Below are 14916 nucleotides of genomic sequence, written 5' to 3'. Positions count from 1 at the left end.
AGTCCTCCGTGTATACGCCGACCATCTACAAAATATGCAGATAGTCCATCAGAACGTTCCGTCAGCCGGATCTCTTTCCCGCGTCCGGGTGGTCAACAGGACCACCGCATCGCGGAAGGCGTCGTACTTGTCACCCAGAACGTCACGTAGTTCGGCGTCGTAGCCCTGCGCGATCGGGGCGAGCGTCTCGATCATTTCGCGTCCCTTGTCGGTCAGGGTAAGCTGGACGAGACGTCTGTCGGTTTCGTTCACCACCTTCTTGACGTATCCGCCCGCCTCGAGCCGCGTGGCCGCCCGGCTGACCTTGGGTTTGTCCATGCCGACCCGGCGCGTGATCTCGCGCACCGAAACGGCGTCTTCTTGGCTGAGATGCGCGACGACGCGCCATTCGGCAACCGTGATCCCGTAGCGTTCGCGATAATGGTAGGAAAACCCGGCGCTGACGGCCCGCGACAGTTCGTTCAACTGGTACGGCAGAAAGGTTTCGAGGTCGAATTTCGTCACGGGCATCCCCCTTTTGGCGGACATATGACGTGAAGGATCGCTAGGGCGCAAGGCTCGCACCCTTGTCATTCCCCGCGCTTTCGGTCCATCTGGCCGGACGCGGAACGGGAGGAGGACCACATGCGCGCCGGGATCGTCACACTCGTGGTGGCTTACGTGTTGAGCCAGTTCTATCGCGCCTTCCTTGCCGTCATGGCGCCGGTGCTGAACGCCGACATCGGCGCGACGCCCGAGGATCTGAGCCGCGCCTCCGGCCTTTGGTTCCTCGTCTTCGCCGCGATGCAGATTCCCGTGGGCTGGCTTCTGGACAACGTGGGGCCGAAAAAGACCTCGTCGATCCTTTTTGGGATCGGGGCTGCCGGGGGCGCGGCCCTGTTCGCCGTGGCGCAGGGGCCGGGCACCGTGAACATGGCGATGGCGCTGATCGGTATCGGGTGTTCCCCGGTGCTGATGGCCAACTACTTCACCTTCGCCCGCGTGTTCGAGCCGCGCGTGTTCGGGACGCTTGCGGGCGTCGTTCTGGGCACGGGCACGTTCGGAAACGTGGTCGCGTCCTATCCGATGGCCTGGGCGGTCGAGACGATGGGGTGGCGCGAAACCATGTGGGGACTTGCCGCGATCAGCCTGCTCATCGCGCTGGTCATGGCGGTGCTGGTCAAAGACCCGCCGCCGTTCGAGCATGAGCCGGGGGCCAAGAAGGGCTCGGTCCTCACGCTGCTCGCCATTCCGGCGCTGTGGTTCATCATCCCGATCCAGATCGTGAACTACGCCCCCGCCGCAGGTCTGCGTGGGCTTTGGGCGGGACCGTATCTTGAGGATGTCTTCGGCCTGACCTCGAACGGGATCGGGATCGTCACGCTGGTCATGGCGCTTGCGATGATCGCGGGCAACTTCCTTTACGGCCCGGCGGACCGCCTGTTCGGCACGCGCAAATGGGTGATCTTCTTCGGCAACGGGCTGGCGGCGTTGAGCCTGTTCGGCCTCTGGCTCTTCCCCGACAACAGCGTGGTCACGACGACTCTGCTACTGTCCGCCGTCGGCCTGTTCGGCGCGTCCTTCCCGCTCATCATGGCGCACGCGCGGGCGTTCTTCCCGCCGCATCTGGCAGGGGCCGGGGTCACGCTTATCAACCTGATGGGGATCGGGGGCGTGTCGCTGTTCCAGTTCGCGTCGGGCGGCATCTTCGCGGCAACGAAAGAGGGCGCAGCCTCGGCGGCCGCGCCCTATCAATCGTTGTTCCTGTTCTTCGGCATACCGCTTCTGATCGGGCTGGCGATCTACCTCTTCAGCACCGACCGCACGGATTAAGCGGCGCTCCGGCTCCGCGAACGGCGGCGGCGCTGGCCGCTGCGGGCGGGTTTCTTGGCGCCCTGACCCTCGGACTTCGGTTTGGCCGCCGCTTTGGGCTTGCCGCCACCGCGCCGCGGGCCACGCCCGCGACCGCCGCCACCGCCATTTCCGCCGCGACCCTGTTTCGGGGGCGCGAGTTCTTCGGGCCGGTTGCCGCCCAGAACCGGAATGTCGATCTTCATCAGCTTTTGGATGTCGCGCAGGTAGCCAAGCTCATCGCCCGTGACGAGCGAGATCGCGTCGCCATCGGCGCCTGCGCGCGCGGTGCGGCCGATCCGGTGAACGTAGTTCTCGGCCACGTTCGGCAGGTCGAAGTTGAACACGTGGCTCACACCCGGAATGTCGATGCCGCGCGCGGCCACGTCGGTCGCGACGAGAACGCGGGCCTTGCCGTCACGAAACGCGGCAAGCGCCCGGTCGCGCTGACCTTGGCTCTTGTTGCCGTGAATCGACACCGCGTCGAAGCCAGAAGCGCAAAGCTGCTTCATCAGCCGCTCGGCCCCGTGCTTGGTGCGCGCGAAGACCAGCGACAGACCGTCCGGCTCGTCCGAAAGGTAGGCTTTCAGGATGTCGATCTTGTCGCCCTTGTCCTGCGCCCAATGCACGCCTTGGGTGATCTTGTCGGCGGCCTTGCCCGGCGCGGCGACCTGCACCTTGACCGGATCGGTCAGGTAGGCGCGGCTGAGTTCCTCCATCTGTTTCGGCATGGTGGCGGAGAACAGCATGGTCTGGCGCGGCGTGCCAAGTTCCGGCGCGATCCGGCGCAGGGCGTGGATGAAGCCCATGTCGAGCATCTGGTCGGCCTCGTCGAGCACCAAGAACGTCGCCGTGTCGAGGCGCACGGCCTTGCGGTCCATCAGGTCGATCAGGCGGCCGGGGGTGGCCACAAGAATGTCGGTGCCTTTGGCGAGGATTTGCACCTGCTTGTTGATCGACTTGCCGCCGACCACGGTGTTCACCTTGATATGCGTGCCTTTGACATAGGCGATCAGGTTGTCGGCGATCTGGTTCACCAGTTCGCGCGTCGGGGCGAGGACGAGGGCGCGCACGCCCTTCGGCTCGCGTTTGTCATGGCCGCCGAGTAGCTGTTGCACGAGCGGCAGACCGAAGGCCGCCGTCTTGCCGGTGCCGGTCTGGGCCAGACCCAGAACGTCGGTGCCCGCAAGGGCGTGGGGAATGGCCTGCACCTGAATGGGCGAGGGGGTCTGGTATCCCGCAGCCTTCACGGCGGCGAGGAGTTTCGGGTCCAGCCCGAGATCGTTGAAGGTCGTCATATTGTCTTTCCGCGAAGCGCAAAGGCTCCGCCTGTCCGGCGCATCGGCGCCGTCATCGCTGGGACGCGCACGGGCCTCATGACAAAGCGATTGCCTGCCACCGTCCGGCGCGAAGCCCCCCGCGTGAAATGGGAACCTGTATCGGGGCGCTTCGCCCCTGCATCCTGACCCTGCCGCCCATGTTTTTGGTCGTTGTCGTGGCGACGGCGGCTCACGCGGCCGCGGTCAGGATGAGCGGCATATCGGGCGTGCCGTCACAAAAGTCAATGGAGCCTGTCACGAATGGTGAGCGATGAAACTCTTTCACCTCTCTCTGCATTCCTGTATCAGCGCCCGAAACCTGAGACACCGAAAAGGAGAGCCAGATGGGCTACAAGGTCGTCGTCTGCGGCGCCACGGGGAACGTGGGTCGCGAAATGCTCAACATCCTGGCCGAGCGCCAGTTCCCGGTCGACGAGATCGCCGCGCTCGCGTCGCGCCGGTCACTGGGAACCGAGGTGAGCTTCGGCGACAAGACCCTGAAGACCCAGGACCTCGACCAGTTCGATTTCTCGGGCTGGGACATGGCGCTGTTCGCCATCGGCTCGGACGCCACCAAGAAATACGCGCCGATCGCCGCCAAGGCCGGTTGCGTCGTGATCGACAACTCGTCGCTCTACCGCTACGACCCGGACGTTCCGCTGATCGTGCCGGAGTGCAACCCCGAGGCGGTGCACGGCTATTCCAAGAAAAACATCATCGCGAACCCGAACTGCTCGACCGCGCAGATGGTCGTGGCGCTGAAGCCGCTGCATGACCGCGCCAAGATCAAGCGCGTCGTTGTCTCGACCTATCAGTCGGTCTCCGGCTCGGGCAAAGACGCGATGGACGAGCTGTGGAACCAGACCAAGGGCATGTTCGTGCCGGGTCAGGAGGTCGAGCCGTCGGTCTATCCGAAGCAGATCGCGTTCAACTGCATCCCGCAGATCGACGTGTTCATGGATTCGGGCGACACCAAGGAAGAGTGGAAGATGGTCACGGAGACGAAAAAGATCGTCGATCCGTCGATCAAGGTCACCGCGACCTGCGTGCGCGTCCCGGTCTTCGTCAGCCACTCCGAGTCGGTCAATGTCGAGTTCGAGGAATTCCTCGACGAGGACGAAGCCCGCGAAATCCTGCGTCAGGCGCCGGGCCTGCTTGTCGTCGACAAGCGCGAGCCGGGCGGCTACGTCACCCCGGTCGAGGCTGTGGGCGACTTCGCCACTTTCATTTCGCGCATCCGTCAGGACGTCACGATCGAGAACGGCCTGAACTTCTGGTGCGTCTCGGACAACCTGCGCAAGGGCGCGGCGCTGAACGCGGTTCAGATCGCCGAGCTTCTGGGCCGCGAGGTTCTGAAAAAGGGCTAATCGTCCTCGATCAGAATGAGATCATCGTCGCCGTCGGGGGAAACTCCGGCGGCGATGTCATTCAGGATGTGCTGCATCCGGTGCGGATGGCCCGGCATCGGGCAACGGAATTTGCGCACGAAGCGCGCATAGGCAAAGCCAAGCTCAGACGATTTGCACAGCCGCGCGCCGGTCACGCGGTCATGGATCGTCAGGCCCCCGCCCGCGGGCCGGACCTCATACCCTTTCAGCGATAATCTCCCGGCAAGGTCCGCCCATCCATTCGCGCTGGCCATCTCTGCTGCGAGGAGCCGCTGAAGGCGGGCGACGAGCGGCTCATCCGCCTGGTTGGGCGTCTTCGCCCCGGTGTGGCGTTTAATTTCCTTCTCGACCAAAGCCCGCACGATCTGGCCCGGCGTCAGATCACGCGCTTCGGCAATACGCTCAAGCCCCCGGATCATTTCGGGCGGCATGGACAGGGTGACGGGTTCAAGGGTCATACCCCACCCTCCCGCATCGTCCTTAACGATCGGTGAATTCGCGCCGACGAAAATCCCGGTGCTATGCCCGCGCCCCGCCCCGCGTTAGCGTGCCTTCACCTCAATTCAGGAGAGCACCCAGTCATGCGCGCCACCGTTTCCCTCATCGCTCTGATCGCCGCCGTTCCCGCTCAGGCCGATACCTTCTTCGCGCAGGCCCCAGTGGCCGAAGCGATCATCTATCCCGACGGGGCGACACTGACCCTGCGCGCCGAACTCGATCTGCCCGCGGGCGAGCACGTCGTCATGGTGCCTTACCCCGAGGCCGACGGCATGGGCAGCCTGCCGCGTATCGCGGTGAGCGAGGGCGTGGTGGTCGGCGCGCTGGGTTTCCGGCGCGACGTGGTTTCAGACGCGCGCGACCTTTATACCGAGGCGCAGGAGGAAGCAGCCGCCCGGATCGACCGAGCCGAACAGGCGCTCGAAGCCAAGATGGACGAAATCGAGGTGGCTCGGGTGGACCTTGCGGCCTTGCAGGCCAAAGCCGACTATCTTGCCGCGATTACACCGCCGGCCGAGGCGACGGCGGAGGAAATCCTCGCCATCGCAGACCTCGTCGCGACGCAGACGGCCGAAACCCGCGCCGCGCTTCTCGTCGCCAAGGCTGCCCTGCGGCCGTTGGAGGAAGAGCTTTCCGATCTGAAGGGTGACCTTGCCGCTGCCCAAGCCGCGCTCACCCGCCTGTCCCCGCCCACGACCGAGAACGACATGCTGACCGTCGAGGTTGTCGTCGCCGAAGCGGGGCCGGTTGCGCTTGAGATGACCGAGCAGAGCTGGGCCGCTGGCTGGCGCGTGGATTACGACATGAACCTCGACCGCGAGGCGGGCGAGATCACGATGGACCGCAAGCTGATCGTCACGCAGGACGACCGGAGGGCCTGGACCGATGTGGCGCTGACCCTGTCGACCGCACGGCCCAACGACCGCATCGCGCCGAGCGAGGTTTATCCGGATATGGCCGATATCTTCGACCCTGAGGAGCGTCGCCCGATCCCGATGGCCCCGCGCGCGGAAATGGAGATGGCGGACGAGGATATGGCCGTTGCGGGAATCGTCGCCGAACCCGCGCCGATGAAAACGGCCGGTTTGCAGATCGACGGGCTTGCGGTGTCCTATGTCTATCCAGACCCGGTGTCCATCGCGCCGGGCGAGGCGGCCGAACTTGCGCTCGACACGCTGACCATACCGGCCGATGTCACCATCGAGGCCGCGCCGCGTTGGGACGAGACCGCGTTCCTCATGGCCGAATTCACGAACGAGACCGGCGAGCCGATCCTGCCGGGCGAGGCGAGCTTGATGCGCGACGGTCATTTCGTCGGGCGCATGGCGATCCCGATGATCCCGGCGGGCGGCGACGAGGAGCTGGCGTTCGGCCCGATGGAATCGATCCGGCTCGACACGATCCTCAAGCGCAATGCGGAAGGGGACGCCGGGATCATCAACCGATCCTCCACGCGCGTTCAGGACATCACCTTCACCGTCGAGAACCTGTCGGACGAACCGCAGGAGGTTCGCGCACTCTTTCCGCTGACCTTCTCGGAGAAGGAGGATCTGGAGGTCGAAATCGTCGCGTTGCCCGCGCCGGACGAAACCGACGTCGATGACCGCCGGGGCGTGTCGGCCTGGGATCTGACGCTTGCGCCGGGCGAGACGCAGGAGGTCGAGATCACGATCACCCTCGACTGGCCCGAGGGGCAGGTGCTCAGTTGGAACCCGTGACGACCGGTCGATTTTAACTCAACTAAAATCGTTTCCTTGAGGCACCGTTTCGCCGCAAGTCAGCGCGATTTGTGACCGAATTCTTAGCGACAACGTAGGGGTCGGCGGACAAGCCGACCCTGCGGCAAAGCCCGCTCGGCCCGAGAGGCCCCAGCCGGAAACCGGTTTTCCCTTCTTCAGAACAGCGGGCCAACAGCGGCCCCGAGCAAGGACCGGATCGTCATGAACAGCATCGTCATCGCCTTTCCCAAGACACGCGCCGCCAATTCCAATGCGCCGCGTCTGCCTATGGCTGCCGCGAACATCGTGTCGCTCGAACGGTGGAAAGGCCGCACGCGCCCGCACCGCACCGCGAACGGCGTGTTCTTCATGACCCGTGTCCTCGCCACCTCCGGCGATTTCGCCTGATCCAACATTCCGGGAGAATTACCATGACCGCCTTTAACGCCACCACGACCACCGTTCTTGAAAGCGAAGGGTGTGAGGATCTGCCGATCGTCGAAAAGGTTCGCCGGGGTCGTCTAGCCGCGCTTGCCGCACTGCGGGCCGTGACGGCCGACTCAGGCAACGTCGTGTCCATTTTCGACGGCACCCTGCCCAAGCGCGCGGACCGTCCGGTTTTCCATACCTGCCGAAAAGCCAGTGAAAACAAGCTCCCGCCGCTGATGCTTACGAATCCCATTGCGGCGTGAATGCGACTCACTTGTGTCGGGGGTCATGGCAGGGCCGCATTTGAACCGGCTGGTTACCGCGAACTAGGGCGAAGGTGGGTCTGAAAGGGGCAAAAACCGGTATTTTTAGGTGTCGAAAGGGTGAAATGCCCCAGTCTTGCCCCATTTGGGCACATTTCCCGCCCGAATCGGGGCGCAGCTTTGTCCTCATCGGAACAGAAAAGTGCCAACGAGGTTTAGAATGGCTGCCACCGCTCAGAACCAGAAAGACGAAAAGGTCGTTCGCTTCCCGAAGCCGTTCAAAGGCATCGCGAACCGCGACCGGAAAAAACGTCTGCCCGAGCTGTCGAGCACCGACATCGAGGATTTCTTCTCGAATGCCGACAGCAAGGGCACCATCAAACGACTAGCGGCCTGACCACCGCGCTCTCCTGACCACCTGACCAAACCTGACCACACGGCCACACAAAAACAAAACGGCCACAAAATCCTGGGGAAACCAAAATGACCAACGTTATCGACTTCACCGCCTACGCCGCCAAAGCTCCGAAAGCTGCCGCTGGCAACGTCTACCAGAACAACGTCGTGTCGATGGCCGACTGGAAAGCCGCCGCGAATGCCCGCCGCTGCAACCACGTCACCACCGACGTCCTCGCCTCCGGCGGTTCCGTCGCCTGAGCGACTGACCCCGACGCCCCCCCAACGACACCCCTGAATTCTGGAGACACCCCAATGACCCTCATCGAAAAAGCCCGCGCCGGACGCCTTGCCGCTCTCGCTTCGCTGGATGCCGCCAACGACCACGCTCACAATGTGGTTTCCATCTTCGACTTCGAACCTGTGAAAAAGGCCCAGCCGATCCCGGCCTTCAGCTCGATCCGTTCGCAAGGCTCCGTGGTGCGCCTCGCCGCCTGATCGGCCCCGACAGTCGGAAAGACGGATGCGGACGCCCTCGCCGCATCCGTTTTTCATTTCCGGGACAACGCTTCGCGAAAACGGACCGCCCGCCTTACGAAGGTCAGGACCGTCCCGATCAAAACCACCCAAAGCGCAAGTTCCAGGGTCGCATGACCGGCGATCCGGGGCAGCGCAATGGCCAGAAGCGCCGCGATGGTTATCGCCGCCATGCGGTGCGGTTTCGCCATCGGGCCTGAGAAATCCGCGTCCAACCCCTGCGCGACACGTGCTTCACGGACATAGGCCGTCCCGACGGCGACCGATCCGACCGCCCACCCGAGGGCGGGGTTGTCGACGGCAAGACCCGCACCGACAAGTATGGCGACATCCGCGATCCGGTCGGGAAACTCATTCCAGAACGCGCCGTCCGCGGACGCTTTCCCCCCTTCGACCGCCACCATGCCGTCGAGCAGATTGCACAAGAGGCGCAACTGGATCGCCGTGGCTGCAACCACCAGCCAACCATCGGCAACGCCGCGCGAAGCCCAGAACGCCACACAGGCGAGGCCGGCGAACAGCACGGAAGCCATCGAGATCGCGTTCGGCGTGACCTGCGTTCGGGCCAGCCCGCGTGCCAGTGCTTTGGCCCAGCCCGCGCTGCGTGTCGCAAGCGGGCGGCGGGTCACTGTGCCCGGCTCGGTGCGAAGGACCGCCGAAGTGTTAAAGTGTACGTCGCGCCATAGATCGTGGCGACCGTGAAGGGCACGATAACCGTGGCCCAGAAGGCGGGCGTGCCTGCGAGCGTGTGGATCACGGTGAGCATGGTGGCCGAAATCGTGCTTGCCGCAAGCGTCGGCGGCAGCACGCCCGTCGTGCGTTGGGCCACCCATTCCAACGCTTTCTTGATGAAGAACGTCATCGTGCCCGTGATCGCCCCCTGCACCAGCCCGGCGATCAGGGCGGCCGGCCACGGATGACCGAGGTTCGCGATGAAGGCCCAGCCCCCCATCAGGAGGACGCCCGCAAGGACGTGAGCGATATTCGAATGCAGAACTGCCATTAGACCGACCAGAAATACCTTACGACGTGGAAAAATACGGGCGCGGAAAACACAACGGAATCAAGACGATCGGTAAAGCCTCCGTGGCCTGCGATCAAGTGCCCCCAGTCCTTTACGCCCTTATCCCTTTTGATAGCTGACATTACCAATCCGCCGAAGAATCCCATGAGAGTGACGAGAATGGCAAGTAAGGCTGCCTGCCATATGGCGAAGGGCGTGAGCCATGCGAGAAGCGCCCCGAGGGCCGAGGCCGAAAGAACGCCGCCGGCAAACCCCTCCCACGTTTTCGAAGGCGACAGGGATGGGGCCACCGGGTGACGCCCGATCAGCTTGCCCCAGACGTATTGCAGCACATCCGAGCCCTGAACGACGACGACGAGCCATGCGATCAGCAGCACTTCGCGGCCTTCGAAGCCCGGAATGTCCAGCGTCAGAAGCGCCGGAACGTGGGAGGCGGCGAAAACCGCGACCATCAGGCCCCATTGGGTTTCGGCTACGCGGCTCAGAAAACGCGAGGTGTCGCCGCGCAGGGCGACGAGGATCGGCATGAATAGGAAGGCGTAGACCGGGATAAAGATCGAATAGAGGCCATACCAGTCGATGTAGATCAGCCAGTATTGCACCGGGATGACGACGAAGAACGACACCAGAAGCGCCCAGTGGTCGGCGCGGGCCTTGACGGTGAGGGTCAGGAACTCGCGCAGTGCCGCAAAGGACATCAGTGCGAACAGAACGACGACGCCGATGCGACCGAACAGAAGCGCGAGCGCCAGAAGGAACACCATCGCCCACCACGAATTGATTCGGGCGTTCAGGTTTTCGATGACCGTGTTCGTGCCGTCCGCGTCGAAGCGACGGCGCAGCACCTCGCCAAGGCCTGACGCCAGCGACAGAACCACCACGACGGCGAGCAGGAGGCGAAAGAACTCTTCGGGGGCGTTCATGCGTCACGCTCCGGCTTGAGGGCGACCAGCGCCTGTTCGGCTCGCTTCAGGAACGCCTCTTTCGTTTCCCCGTCGCCCAGATGGATCGGCGTGCCATAGGTGACCGTGCACAGCAGCGGCACCGGAACGATCTCGCCCTTTGGCAGGATGGCATTCAGGTTTTCGATCCACGTCGGCACGAGATCCACCTTGGGCCGCTTCGAGGCGACGTGGAACAGACCCGTTTTGAACGGCAGGAGCGGATCGGGCCCCATGTTGCGCCCGCCTTCGGGAAACAGGATCAGGCTGGAGCCTTCGTCCAGCGCGCCGACCATGAGCTCGACAGGGTCGTCCGCCCGGTTTTCGGGGTTCCGGTCGATGAGCACCGCGCGAAACACGTCGCGACCGGCGAACGCGCGAAGCGGCGACTTGAGCCAGTAATCGGCGGCGGCCACGGGCCGGGTGCGGTCACGTAAAGCAGGGGGCAGGACGGCCCATGCGAGCACGAAATCCCCGTTCGACGTGTGGTTGGCGTAATAGATGCGTTGGGCGGGAACCGGGTCGATCCCCGCCCAGATCGCCCTAGGGGCCGTGACCAGCCGGGCGAAAAGAACGATGGCATGTCCTGCGACGAGCGCCGCGAAGGCTTTCAGTCCTCGCAGCGCCCGGTGCATCAGACCGGCTGGAAGGAGTCGGTTTCGGTTTCGTAGAACAACAGCCCGCCTTCCCCGATGTCGTGCCACAGGCCATGCAGCGAAAGCTCTTCCTTCTTCACGGCGTCCGCCACGAAGGGGAAGGTCATCAGGTTGTCGAGCGACACCTTCACGGCTTCTTTTTCAAGGTGATCGACGCAATCCTGCCCGGAGTGGTGGTCCTTGATCCGGTCATAACCCGGTTGCAGCACGTCCATCCAGCGACCGACGAAACTTTCGGGCGCCTTCAGCTCGGGCGCGGCGCCGGTGGCCATGTCGTAGAAACCCTTGACGCCCCCGCAGGACGAATGGCCGATCACGATGACATGCGCGACCTTGAGTGCCGTGACGGCGTATTCGATGGTCGCCGAGGTGCCGTGCCGATTCCCGTCCGGTTCATAGGGCGGCACGAGGTTCGCGATGTTACGGTGAATGAAGAATTCACCCTGATCGGCGCCGAAAATCGACGTCACGTGCACGCGGCTGTCGCAGCAGGAAATGATCATCGCGCGGGGATGCTGTCCCTCGCTCGCCAATCGGCGATACCATGATTTGTTCTCGGAATAGCTCGTCGCTTTCCAGCCTTGGTAACGCTGGACAAGATATTTCGGAAGCGGTCTCGCGTGGTCCATGCTTCTCCCCGTTGTTGCGCGCGGTCAAAGCTGTTTAGGCGGATTTTTCGGGAAATTCGAGTGATTTCAAGATCACGCGGAAACCTTTTCTTGAGGCTGAGGGTGCACGGTTCATGCGCTTTGAGGGGAAAGGGTGAAGGTGATGTCAGTTGCCGTTTTGAAATTGGCCGAAGCGGTCGCGCTCGACCGCGACCAGTTGGAGGTGCTTTACCGGCAATTGGGTCCGGTCGGGGCCGACAAGGTCGTGCAGCACGCGCTCGAGGAATTGTCGGCGCTGCTCGAAGCCCTGCCGGGGGATTACCGCGATGGACGCTTCGACGATCTCACGGCCGGGGCGCGCGCGCTTGCCGCAGTGGCGCAGCAGGTCGGCATGACCAAGCTTGCGCGCGTGTCGCGTGATTTGTCCGATCTCTCCTCCGGACGCGACGCCCCGGCGCTGGGCGCTGTCATCGCGCGGCTGGAACGGATCGGGGATCGGTCACTGGTCGCTGTCTGGGATATGTCGGACGGGATCGGCTGAGGGGCGCAGGCCCCGCGCGGCCCCCGTTGCAGGTGCCCGCACATGGGATAGGGTGGCGCGGTCGACAATCTGACCGGAGCCAACATGAGCCTGACATTCGCCGCACCGACCGATGATGCCATCCCCCTGACGCTCGTGCCGAAGGAGTCGCTTGCGAAGGTCAAGGAATCCCTGCCGGACAGCCATGCGGCATGGCTCGACGCAAGCGGCTATTCCGCAGGTCTCGGGGTGGTGCTCGTCTTGCCGGGCAAAGGCGGCAAGATCGACGGCGCTCTCGTCGGATTGGGCGATGCCAAGGCGCGCGCGCGAATGCGGTTCGGCACGGCAAAGGCCCGCGCGGCGCTGCCGGAGGGGACCTACCGGCTTGTCACGGACCTGACCGGCCACGCGCTTGACGAGGTCGCGTTGGGCTGGCTTCTCGCCGGTTACACCTTCGAGAAATACGCCAAGCACCCCGCGCCCAAGGCCGGACTGATCGCGCCCGATGGGGTCGATGCGGCGCGGTTGCAGGCGATCGCGGCGGGTGAGGCACTGACCCGCGATCTCATCAATACGCCCGCAAGCGATATGGGGCCGGCGGACCTTGCCGATGCGGCCCGTGCGCTGGCGGACGAATTCGGCGCCGAGATCGACGTGATCGTCGGCGACGATCTGATCGAACAGAATTTCCCGATGATCCATGCGGTCGGCCGCGCCGCCGTGCGTGCGCCGCGCCTGATCGACATGCACTGGGGCGAAAGCGGGCCCACCCTGACGCTGGTGGGCAAAGGCGTGTGCTTCGACACCGGGGGGCTCAATCTGAAACCGGGCGCGTCGATGGGCCTTATGAAAAAGGACATGGGCGGCGCGGCGACCGTGCTTGGCCTCGCGCGGATGATCATGGCGCTGGGGCTGAAACTGCAATTGCGCGTTCTGATCCCCGCGGTCGAAAACGCCGTCTCGGGCGATGCTTTCCGGCCGGGCGATATCCTGATCAGCCGCAAGGGGCTGACGGTCGAGATCAACAACACCGACGCCGAGGGGCGGCTGGTGCTGGCCGATGCGCTTGCACTGGGGGACGAGGATATGCCGGACCTGATGGTGTCGATGGCGACGCTGACGGGGGCCGCGCGGGTGGCGGTCGGCCCGGACCTCGCCCCGTTCTACGCGACGGACGAGATGGATGCCGACGCGCTGCGCGTGGCCGCGCCGAAAGTGGCGGACCCGGTCTGGGAAATGCCGTTCTGGACGCCGTATGACGCGATGATCGAGCCGGGGATCGCCGACCTCGACAACGCGCCGAAGGGCGGGTTCGCAGGGTCGATCACGGCGGCCCTGTTCCTGAAACGCTTCGTGACCGACACCGACCGATACGTGCATTTCGATATCTTCGGTTGGCAGCCTTCGGCGGCCCCGGCACGGCCCGTCGGCGGCGTGGGACAGGGGGCGCGCGCGCTCCTCGAAGCCCTGCCCGGGATGCTGAAACTGTGACCGACCGACGGCTTCTGAAATCGAACGGTCGCGTCGCGCATGTGTCGTTGCGGGGTCAGGTCGACGCGGAAGCCTTTGTCGAAGGCGAGCGGCGGAGTGTCGCCGTTCCCGTCGCCACGCTCAGAGATGCCTTGGACCCCGCCAAACGCCTGCGGGAACTGGTGCTTCACGACACCTTCGTCGTGCTCGACGAGTCGGACGGGCGTTGCTTCGGGTTTGCCGAGAAAGACGGATATGTCGGCACCATCGCGTCCGACCTCCTCGCCGAACCCGGTTTTGAGCCGACCCACATCGTCTCGGCGCGTCAGAGCTATCTGGTCGGTTCGCCCGAACTTAAGACCGGAGACGAGGCATTGCCGATTTCGCACGGCTCCCGTCTGACCGTCTTCGCCACGCATGAGGGCGGTCGTTGGGGCGAGGTGGACATGCGGCGGCGCCCGAGCGAGATCGACGGGCACAAGACCGGACGCACGCAATACGTGCCCATGGCGCACCTGCGGCCCATCGCCGAGGTCGAAACCGATCCGGTCGCCGTCGCCGAGCGGTATCTGGGAACGCCTTATCTGTGGGGCGGAAATTCCGGGTTCGGACTGGATTGTTCCGGGCTGGTTCAGGCCGCTTTTCTCGCCTGCGGTCTGCCTTGTCCGGGTGACAGCGACATGCAGAAGTCACTCGGTGAAGCGGCCGAGGGTCCGGCGCGGCGCGGCGATCTTCTGTTCTGGAAGGGGCATGTCGCGATGGTTGCGGACGAGACGCGGATCATCCATGCCAACGCCCGTGCGATGGGGGTCACATACGAGGACATGGAGGCGGCGATTGCGAGGATCGAGGCGCAGGGCGATGGCCCGGTGACGGCGCATCGGCGCCTGCCGTAATCACTCGACCGCGCGGATCAGCTTGCGTTCGAGCACGCGGAGCACCGTCTTGAGGTCCGCGCCACGTTTCAGGATCTGCCCGTCCATGCCGATGACCGAATACTGGCCCTGCTTTCCGCGCAGCTTCGGCCGTTTCTCGATCCGGTAAAGCGGGTTTTCGGCGGCTCTGCGGAACACCGAAAAGATTGCGACGTCTTTCAGGAAACTCATGCCGTAGTCGCGCCATTCGCCGGCGGCGACCATGCGTCCGTATAGGCCAAGAATGATGGAGAGCTCGTGGCGGTTGAATGCCACCTTCTCGTCTACGTTACGAGGGAACGGAGTGGGCGCGTTCATGGGGCAAGCCTGCGCCCAATTCGACGGTAAATCAATCCCCGGATGAGTGCGCCCGATTCACGACACAAAAAGACCGCTGGTTTACCG

At 64.2% G+C, this 14916-nt stretch carries 20 protein-coding genes; 11 read left to right on the top strand and 9 right to left on the bottom strand.

The features are described 5' to 3' along the window. Positions 1 to 48: 48 nt before the first annotated feature. Entirely contained in the window at positions 49 to 510 is a 462-nt protein-coding gene (locus tag HOY44_RS07065) for a MarR family winged helix-turn-helix transcriptional regulator (RefSeq protein ID WP_008333729.1), read from the bottom strand. A 114-nt stretch (positions 511 to 624) separates the two neighbouring features. On the opposite strand from HOY44_RS07065, the gene HOY44_RS07060 reads away from it, so the two are divergent. Beyond that, positions 625 to 1812 carry an MFS transporter gene (locus tag HOY44_RS07060; RefSeq protein ID WP_287433887.1) on the top strand — a complete coding sequence of 396 codons (1188 nt, stop codon included), beginning with the start codon at positions 625 to 627 and terminating at the stop codon, positions 1810 to 1812. Here HOY44_RS07060 and HOY44_RS07055 read toward each other — a convergent pair. Next, positions 1809 to 3128 carry a DEAD/DEAH box helicase gene (locus tag HOY44_RS07055; RefSeq protein WP_287433886.1) on the bottom strand — a complete coding sequence of 440 codons (1320 nt, stop codon included), beginning with the start codon at positions 3126 to 3128 and terminating at the stop codon, positions 1809 to 1811. The genes HOY44_RS07060 and HOY44_RS07055 overlap by 4 nt on opposite strands. Positions 3129 to 3493: 365 nt before the next feature. Between HOY44_RS07055 and HOY44_RS07050 the strand changes: the two genes are divergently transcribed. Continuing rightward, positions 3494 to 4516 carry an aspartate-semialdehyde dehydrogenase gene (locus HOY44_RS07050; protein ID WP_008333736.1) on the top strand — a complete coding sequence of 341 codons (1023 nt, stop codon included), beginning with the start codon at positions 3494 to 3496 and terminating at the stop codon, positions 4514 to 4516. On the opposite strand, the gene HOY44_RS07045 is transcribed toward HOY44_RS07050, so the two are convergent. Continuing rightward, complete coding sequence (locus HOY44_RS07045) at positions 4513 to 4995, bottom strand: hypothetical protein (RefSeq protein ID WP_287433885.1); 483 nt, start codon at positions 4993 to 4995, stop codon at positions 4513 to 4515. The two genes, HOY44_RS07050 and HOY44_RS07045, sit on opposite strands and share 4 nt — an antisense overlap. A gap of 123 nt (positions 4996 to 5118) precedes the next feature. Here HOY44_RS07045 and HOY44_RS07040 point away from each other — a divergent pair, with 123 nt between their 5' ends. From HOY44_RS07040 to HOY44_RS07015, 6 genes are all read left to right on the top strand, one after another. Next, positions 5119 to 6753, top strand: coding sequence for a mucoidy inhibitor MuiA family protein (locus HOY44_RS07040; RefSeq protein ID WP_287433884.1), 1635 nt, complete (start codon positions 5119 to 5121; stop codon positions 6751 to 6753). Between the two features lie 222 nt (positions 6754 to 6975). Beyond that, positions 6976 to 7161, top strand: coding sequence for a hypothetical protein (locus HOY44_RS07035; RefSeq protein ID WP_008333739.1), 186 nt, complete (start codon positions 6976 to 6978; stop codon positions 7159 to 7161). A gap of 23 nt (positions 7162 to 7184) precedes the next feature. Beyond that, entirely contained in the window at positions 7185 to 7445 is a 261-nt protein-coding gene (locus HOY44_RS07030) for a hypothetical protein (protein WP_287433882.1), read from the top strand. Between the two features lie 220 nt (positions 7446 to 7665). Continuing rightward, on the top strand, positions 7666 to 7842 hold the full coding sequence (locus HOY44_RS07025) for a hypothetical protein (RefSeq protein WP_008333741.1): 177 nt from the start codon (positions 7666 to 7668) through the stop codon (positions 7840 to 7842). An 86-nt stretch (positions 7843 to 7928) separates the two neighbouring features. Further along, positions 7929 to 8102, top strand: a complete 174-nt coding sequence (locus HOY44_RS07020; RefSeq protein WP_008333744.1) for a hypothetical protein — start codon at positions 7929 to 7931, stop codon at positions 8100 to 8102. Positions 8103 to 8156: 54 nt separating this feature from the next. After that, on the top strand, positions 8157 to 8339 hold the full coding sequence (locus HOY44_RS07015) for a hypothetical protein (protein ID WP_008333746.1): 183 nt from the start codon (positions 8157 to 8159) through the stop codon (positions 8337 to 8339). Positions 8340 to 8392: 53 nt separating this feature from the next. Here the strand turns inward: HOY44_RS07015 and HOY44_RS07010 are convergent, their stop codons facing one another. The 5 genes from HOY44_RS07010 to HOY44_RS06990 are packed head-to-tail and all read right to left on the bottom strand — an operon-like array spanning position 8393 to position 11628. Further along, positions 8393 to 9007 carry a CDP-alcohol phosphatidyltransferase family protein gene (locus HOY44_RS07010; protein WP_287433879.1) on the bottom strand — a complete coding sequence of 205 codons (615 nt, stop codon included), beginning with the start codon at positions 9005 to 9007 and terminating at the stop codon, positions 8393 to 8395. Continuing rightward, entirely contained in the window at positions 9004 to 9381 is a 378-nt protein-coding gene (locus tag HOY44_RS07005) for a hypothetical protein (RefSeq protein ID WP_287433877.1), read from the bottom strand. Before HOY44_RS07005 ends, HOY44_RS07010 begins: the two co-directional genes overlap by 4 nt. Next, positions 9381 to 10325 carry a phosphatidate cytidylyltransferase gene (locus HOY44_RS07000; RefSeq protein ID WP_287433876.1) on the bottom strand — a complete coding sequence of 315 codons (945 nt, stop codon included), beginning with the start codon at positions 10323 to 10325 and terminating at the stop codon, positions 9381 to 9383. The genes HOY44_RS07005 and HOY44_RS07000 overlap by 1 nt, the downstream gene beginning before the upstream one ends. After that, positions 10322 to 10978, bottom strand: a complete 657-nt coding sequence (locus HOY44_RS06995) for a lysophospholipid acyltransferase family protein (protein ID WP_287433875.1) — start codon at positions 10976 to 10978, stop codon at positions 10322 to 10324. The genes HOY44_RS07000 and HOY44_RS06995 overlap by 4 nt, the downstream gene beginning before the upstream one ends. Continuing rightward, positions 10978 to 11628 (bottom strand): carbonic anhydrase, encoded by a 651-nt coding sequence (locus tag HOY44_RS06990; protein ID WP_008333755.1) that lies wholly within the window; start codon positions 11626 to 11628, stop codon positions 10978 to 10980. Before HOY44_RS06990 ends, HOY44_RS06995 begins: the two co-directional genes overlap by 1 nt. A gap of 142 nt (positions 11629 to 11770) precedes the next feature. Here HOY44_RS06990 and HOY44_RS06985 point away from each other — a divergent pair, with 142 nt between their 5' ends. The 3 genes from HOY44_RS06985 to HOY44_RS06975 all read left to right on the top strand — a co-directional run bounded on the left by HOY44_RS06985 (position 11771) and on the right by HOY44_RS06975 (position 14493). Then, complete coding sequence (locus HOY44_RS06985) at positions 11771 to 12148, top strand: hypothetical protein (protein WP_040885106.1); 378 nt, start codon at positions 11771 to 11773, stop codon at positions 12146 to 12148. Positions 12149 to 12232: 84 nt separating this feature from the next. Beyond that, positions 12233 to 13618 carry a leucyl aminopeptidase family protein gene (locus tag HOY44_RS06980; protein WP_287433873.1) on the top strand — a complete coding sequence of 462 codons (1386 nt, stop codon included), beginning with the start codon at positions 12233 to 12235 and terminating at the stop codon, positions 13616 to 13618. Next, positions 13615 to 14493, top strand: coding sequence for a C40 family peptidase (locus tag HOY44_RS06975; protein ID WP_287433871.1), 879 nt, complete (start codon positions 13615 to 13617; stop codon positions 14491 to 14493). Before HOY44_RS06980 ends, HOY44_RS06975 begins: the two co-directional genes overlap by 4 nt. Here HOY44_RS06975 and HOY44_RS06970 read toward each other — a convergent pair whose 3' ends face one another. Further along, positions 14494 to 14829 (bottom strand): DUF2794 domain-containing protein, encoded by a 336-nt coding sequence (locus HOY44_RS06970; protein WP_040885109.1) that lies wholly within the window; start codon positions 14827 to 14829, stop codon positions 14494 to 14496. Between the last annotated feature and the right edge of the window lie 87 nt (positions 14830 to 14916).

The sequence above is a fragment of the Maritimibacter sp. genome (assembly GCF_016774595.1).
GTDB classification, from domain to species: Bacteria; Pseudomonadota; Alphaproteobacteria; order Rhodobacterales; family Rhodobacteraceae; genus Maritimibacter; species Maritimibacter alkaliphilus.
This window is presented reverse-complemented; position numbering and strand designations above follow the sequence as displayed.

Coding starts and splice junctions, on each gene's coding strand:
- HOY44_RS06990 (WP_008333755.1), bottom strand. CDS start 11,628: ATGGACCACGCGAGACCGCTTCCGAAATATCTTGTCCAGCGTTACCAA.
- HOY44_RS06980 (WP_287433873.1), top strand. CDS start 12,233: ATGAGCCTGACATTCGCCGCACCGACCGATGATGCCATCCCCCTGACG.
- HOY44_RS07035 (WP_008333739.1), top strand. CDS start 6,976: ATGAACAGCATCGTCATCGCCTTTCCCAAGACACGCGCCGCCAATTCC.
- HOY44_RS07025 (WP_008333741.1), top strand. CDS start 7,666: ATGGCTGCCACCGCTCAGAACCAGAAAGACGAAAAGGTCGTTCGCTTC.
- HOY44_RS07005 (WP_287433877.1), bottom strand. CDS start 9,381: ATGGCAGTTCTGCATTCGAATATCGCTCACGTCCTTGCGGGCGTCCTC.
- HOY44_RS07065 (WP_008333729.1), bottom strand. CDS start 510: ATGCCCGTGACGAAATTCGACCTCGAAACCTTTCTGCCGTACCAGTTG.
- HOY44_RS06970 (WP_040885109.1), bottom strand. CDS start 14,829: ATGAACGCGCCCACTCCGTTCCCTCGTAACGTAGACGAGAAGGTGGCA.
- HOY44_RS07055 (WP_287433886.1), bottom strand. CDS start 3,128: ATGACGACCTTCAACGATCTCGGGCTGGACCCGAAACTCCTCGCCGCC.
- HOY44_RS07000 (WP_287433876.1), bottom strand. CDS start 10,325: ATGAACGCCCCCGAAGAGTTCTTTCGCCTCCTGCTCGCCGTCGTGGTG.
- HOY44_RS07015 (WP_008333746.1), top strand. CDS start 8,157: ATGACCCTCATCGAAAAAGCCCGCGCCGGACGCCTTGCCGCTCTCGCT.
- HOY44_RS07060 (WP_287433887.1), top strand. CDS start 625: ATGCGCGCCGGGATCGTCACACTCGTGGTGGCTTACGTGTTGAGCCAG.
- HOY44_RS06985 (WP_040885106.1), top strand. CDS start 11,771: ATGTCAGTTGCCGTTTTGAAATTGGCCGAAGCGGTCGCGCTCGACCGC.
- HOY44_RS07020 (WP_008333744.1), top strand. CDS start 7,929: ATGACCAACGTTATCGACTTCACCGCCTACGCCGCCAAAGCTCCGAAA.
- HOY44_RS06995 (WP_287433875.1), bottom strand. CDS start 10,978: ATGCACCGGGCGCTGCGAGGACTGAAAGCCTTCGCGGCGCTCGTCGCA.
- HOY44_RS07040 (WP_287433884.1), top strand. CDS start 5,119: ATGCGCGCCACCGTTTCCCTCATCGCTCTGATCGCCGCCGTTCCCGCT.
- HOY44_RS07050 (WP_008333736.1), top strand. CDS start 3,494: ATGGGCTACAAGGTCGTCGTCTGCGGCGCCACGGGGAACGTGGGTCGC.
- HOY44_RS07030 (WP_287433882.1), top strand. CDS start 7,185: ATGACCGCCTTTAACGCCACCACGACCACCGTTCTTGAAAGCGAAGGG.
- HOY44_RS07045 (WP_287433885.1), bottom strand. CDS start 4,995: ATGACCCTTGAACCCGTCACCCTGTCCATGCCGCCCGAAATGATCCGG.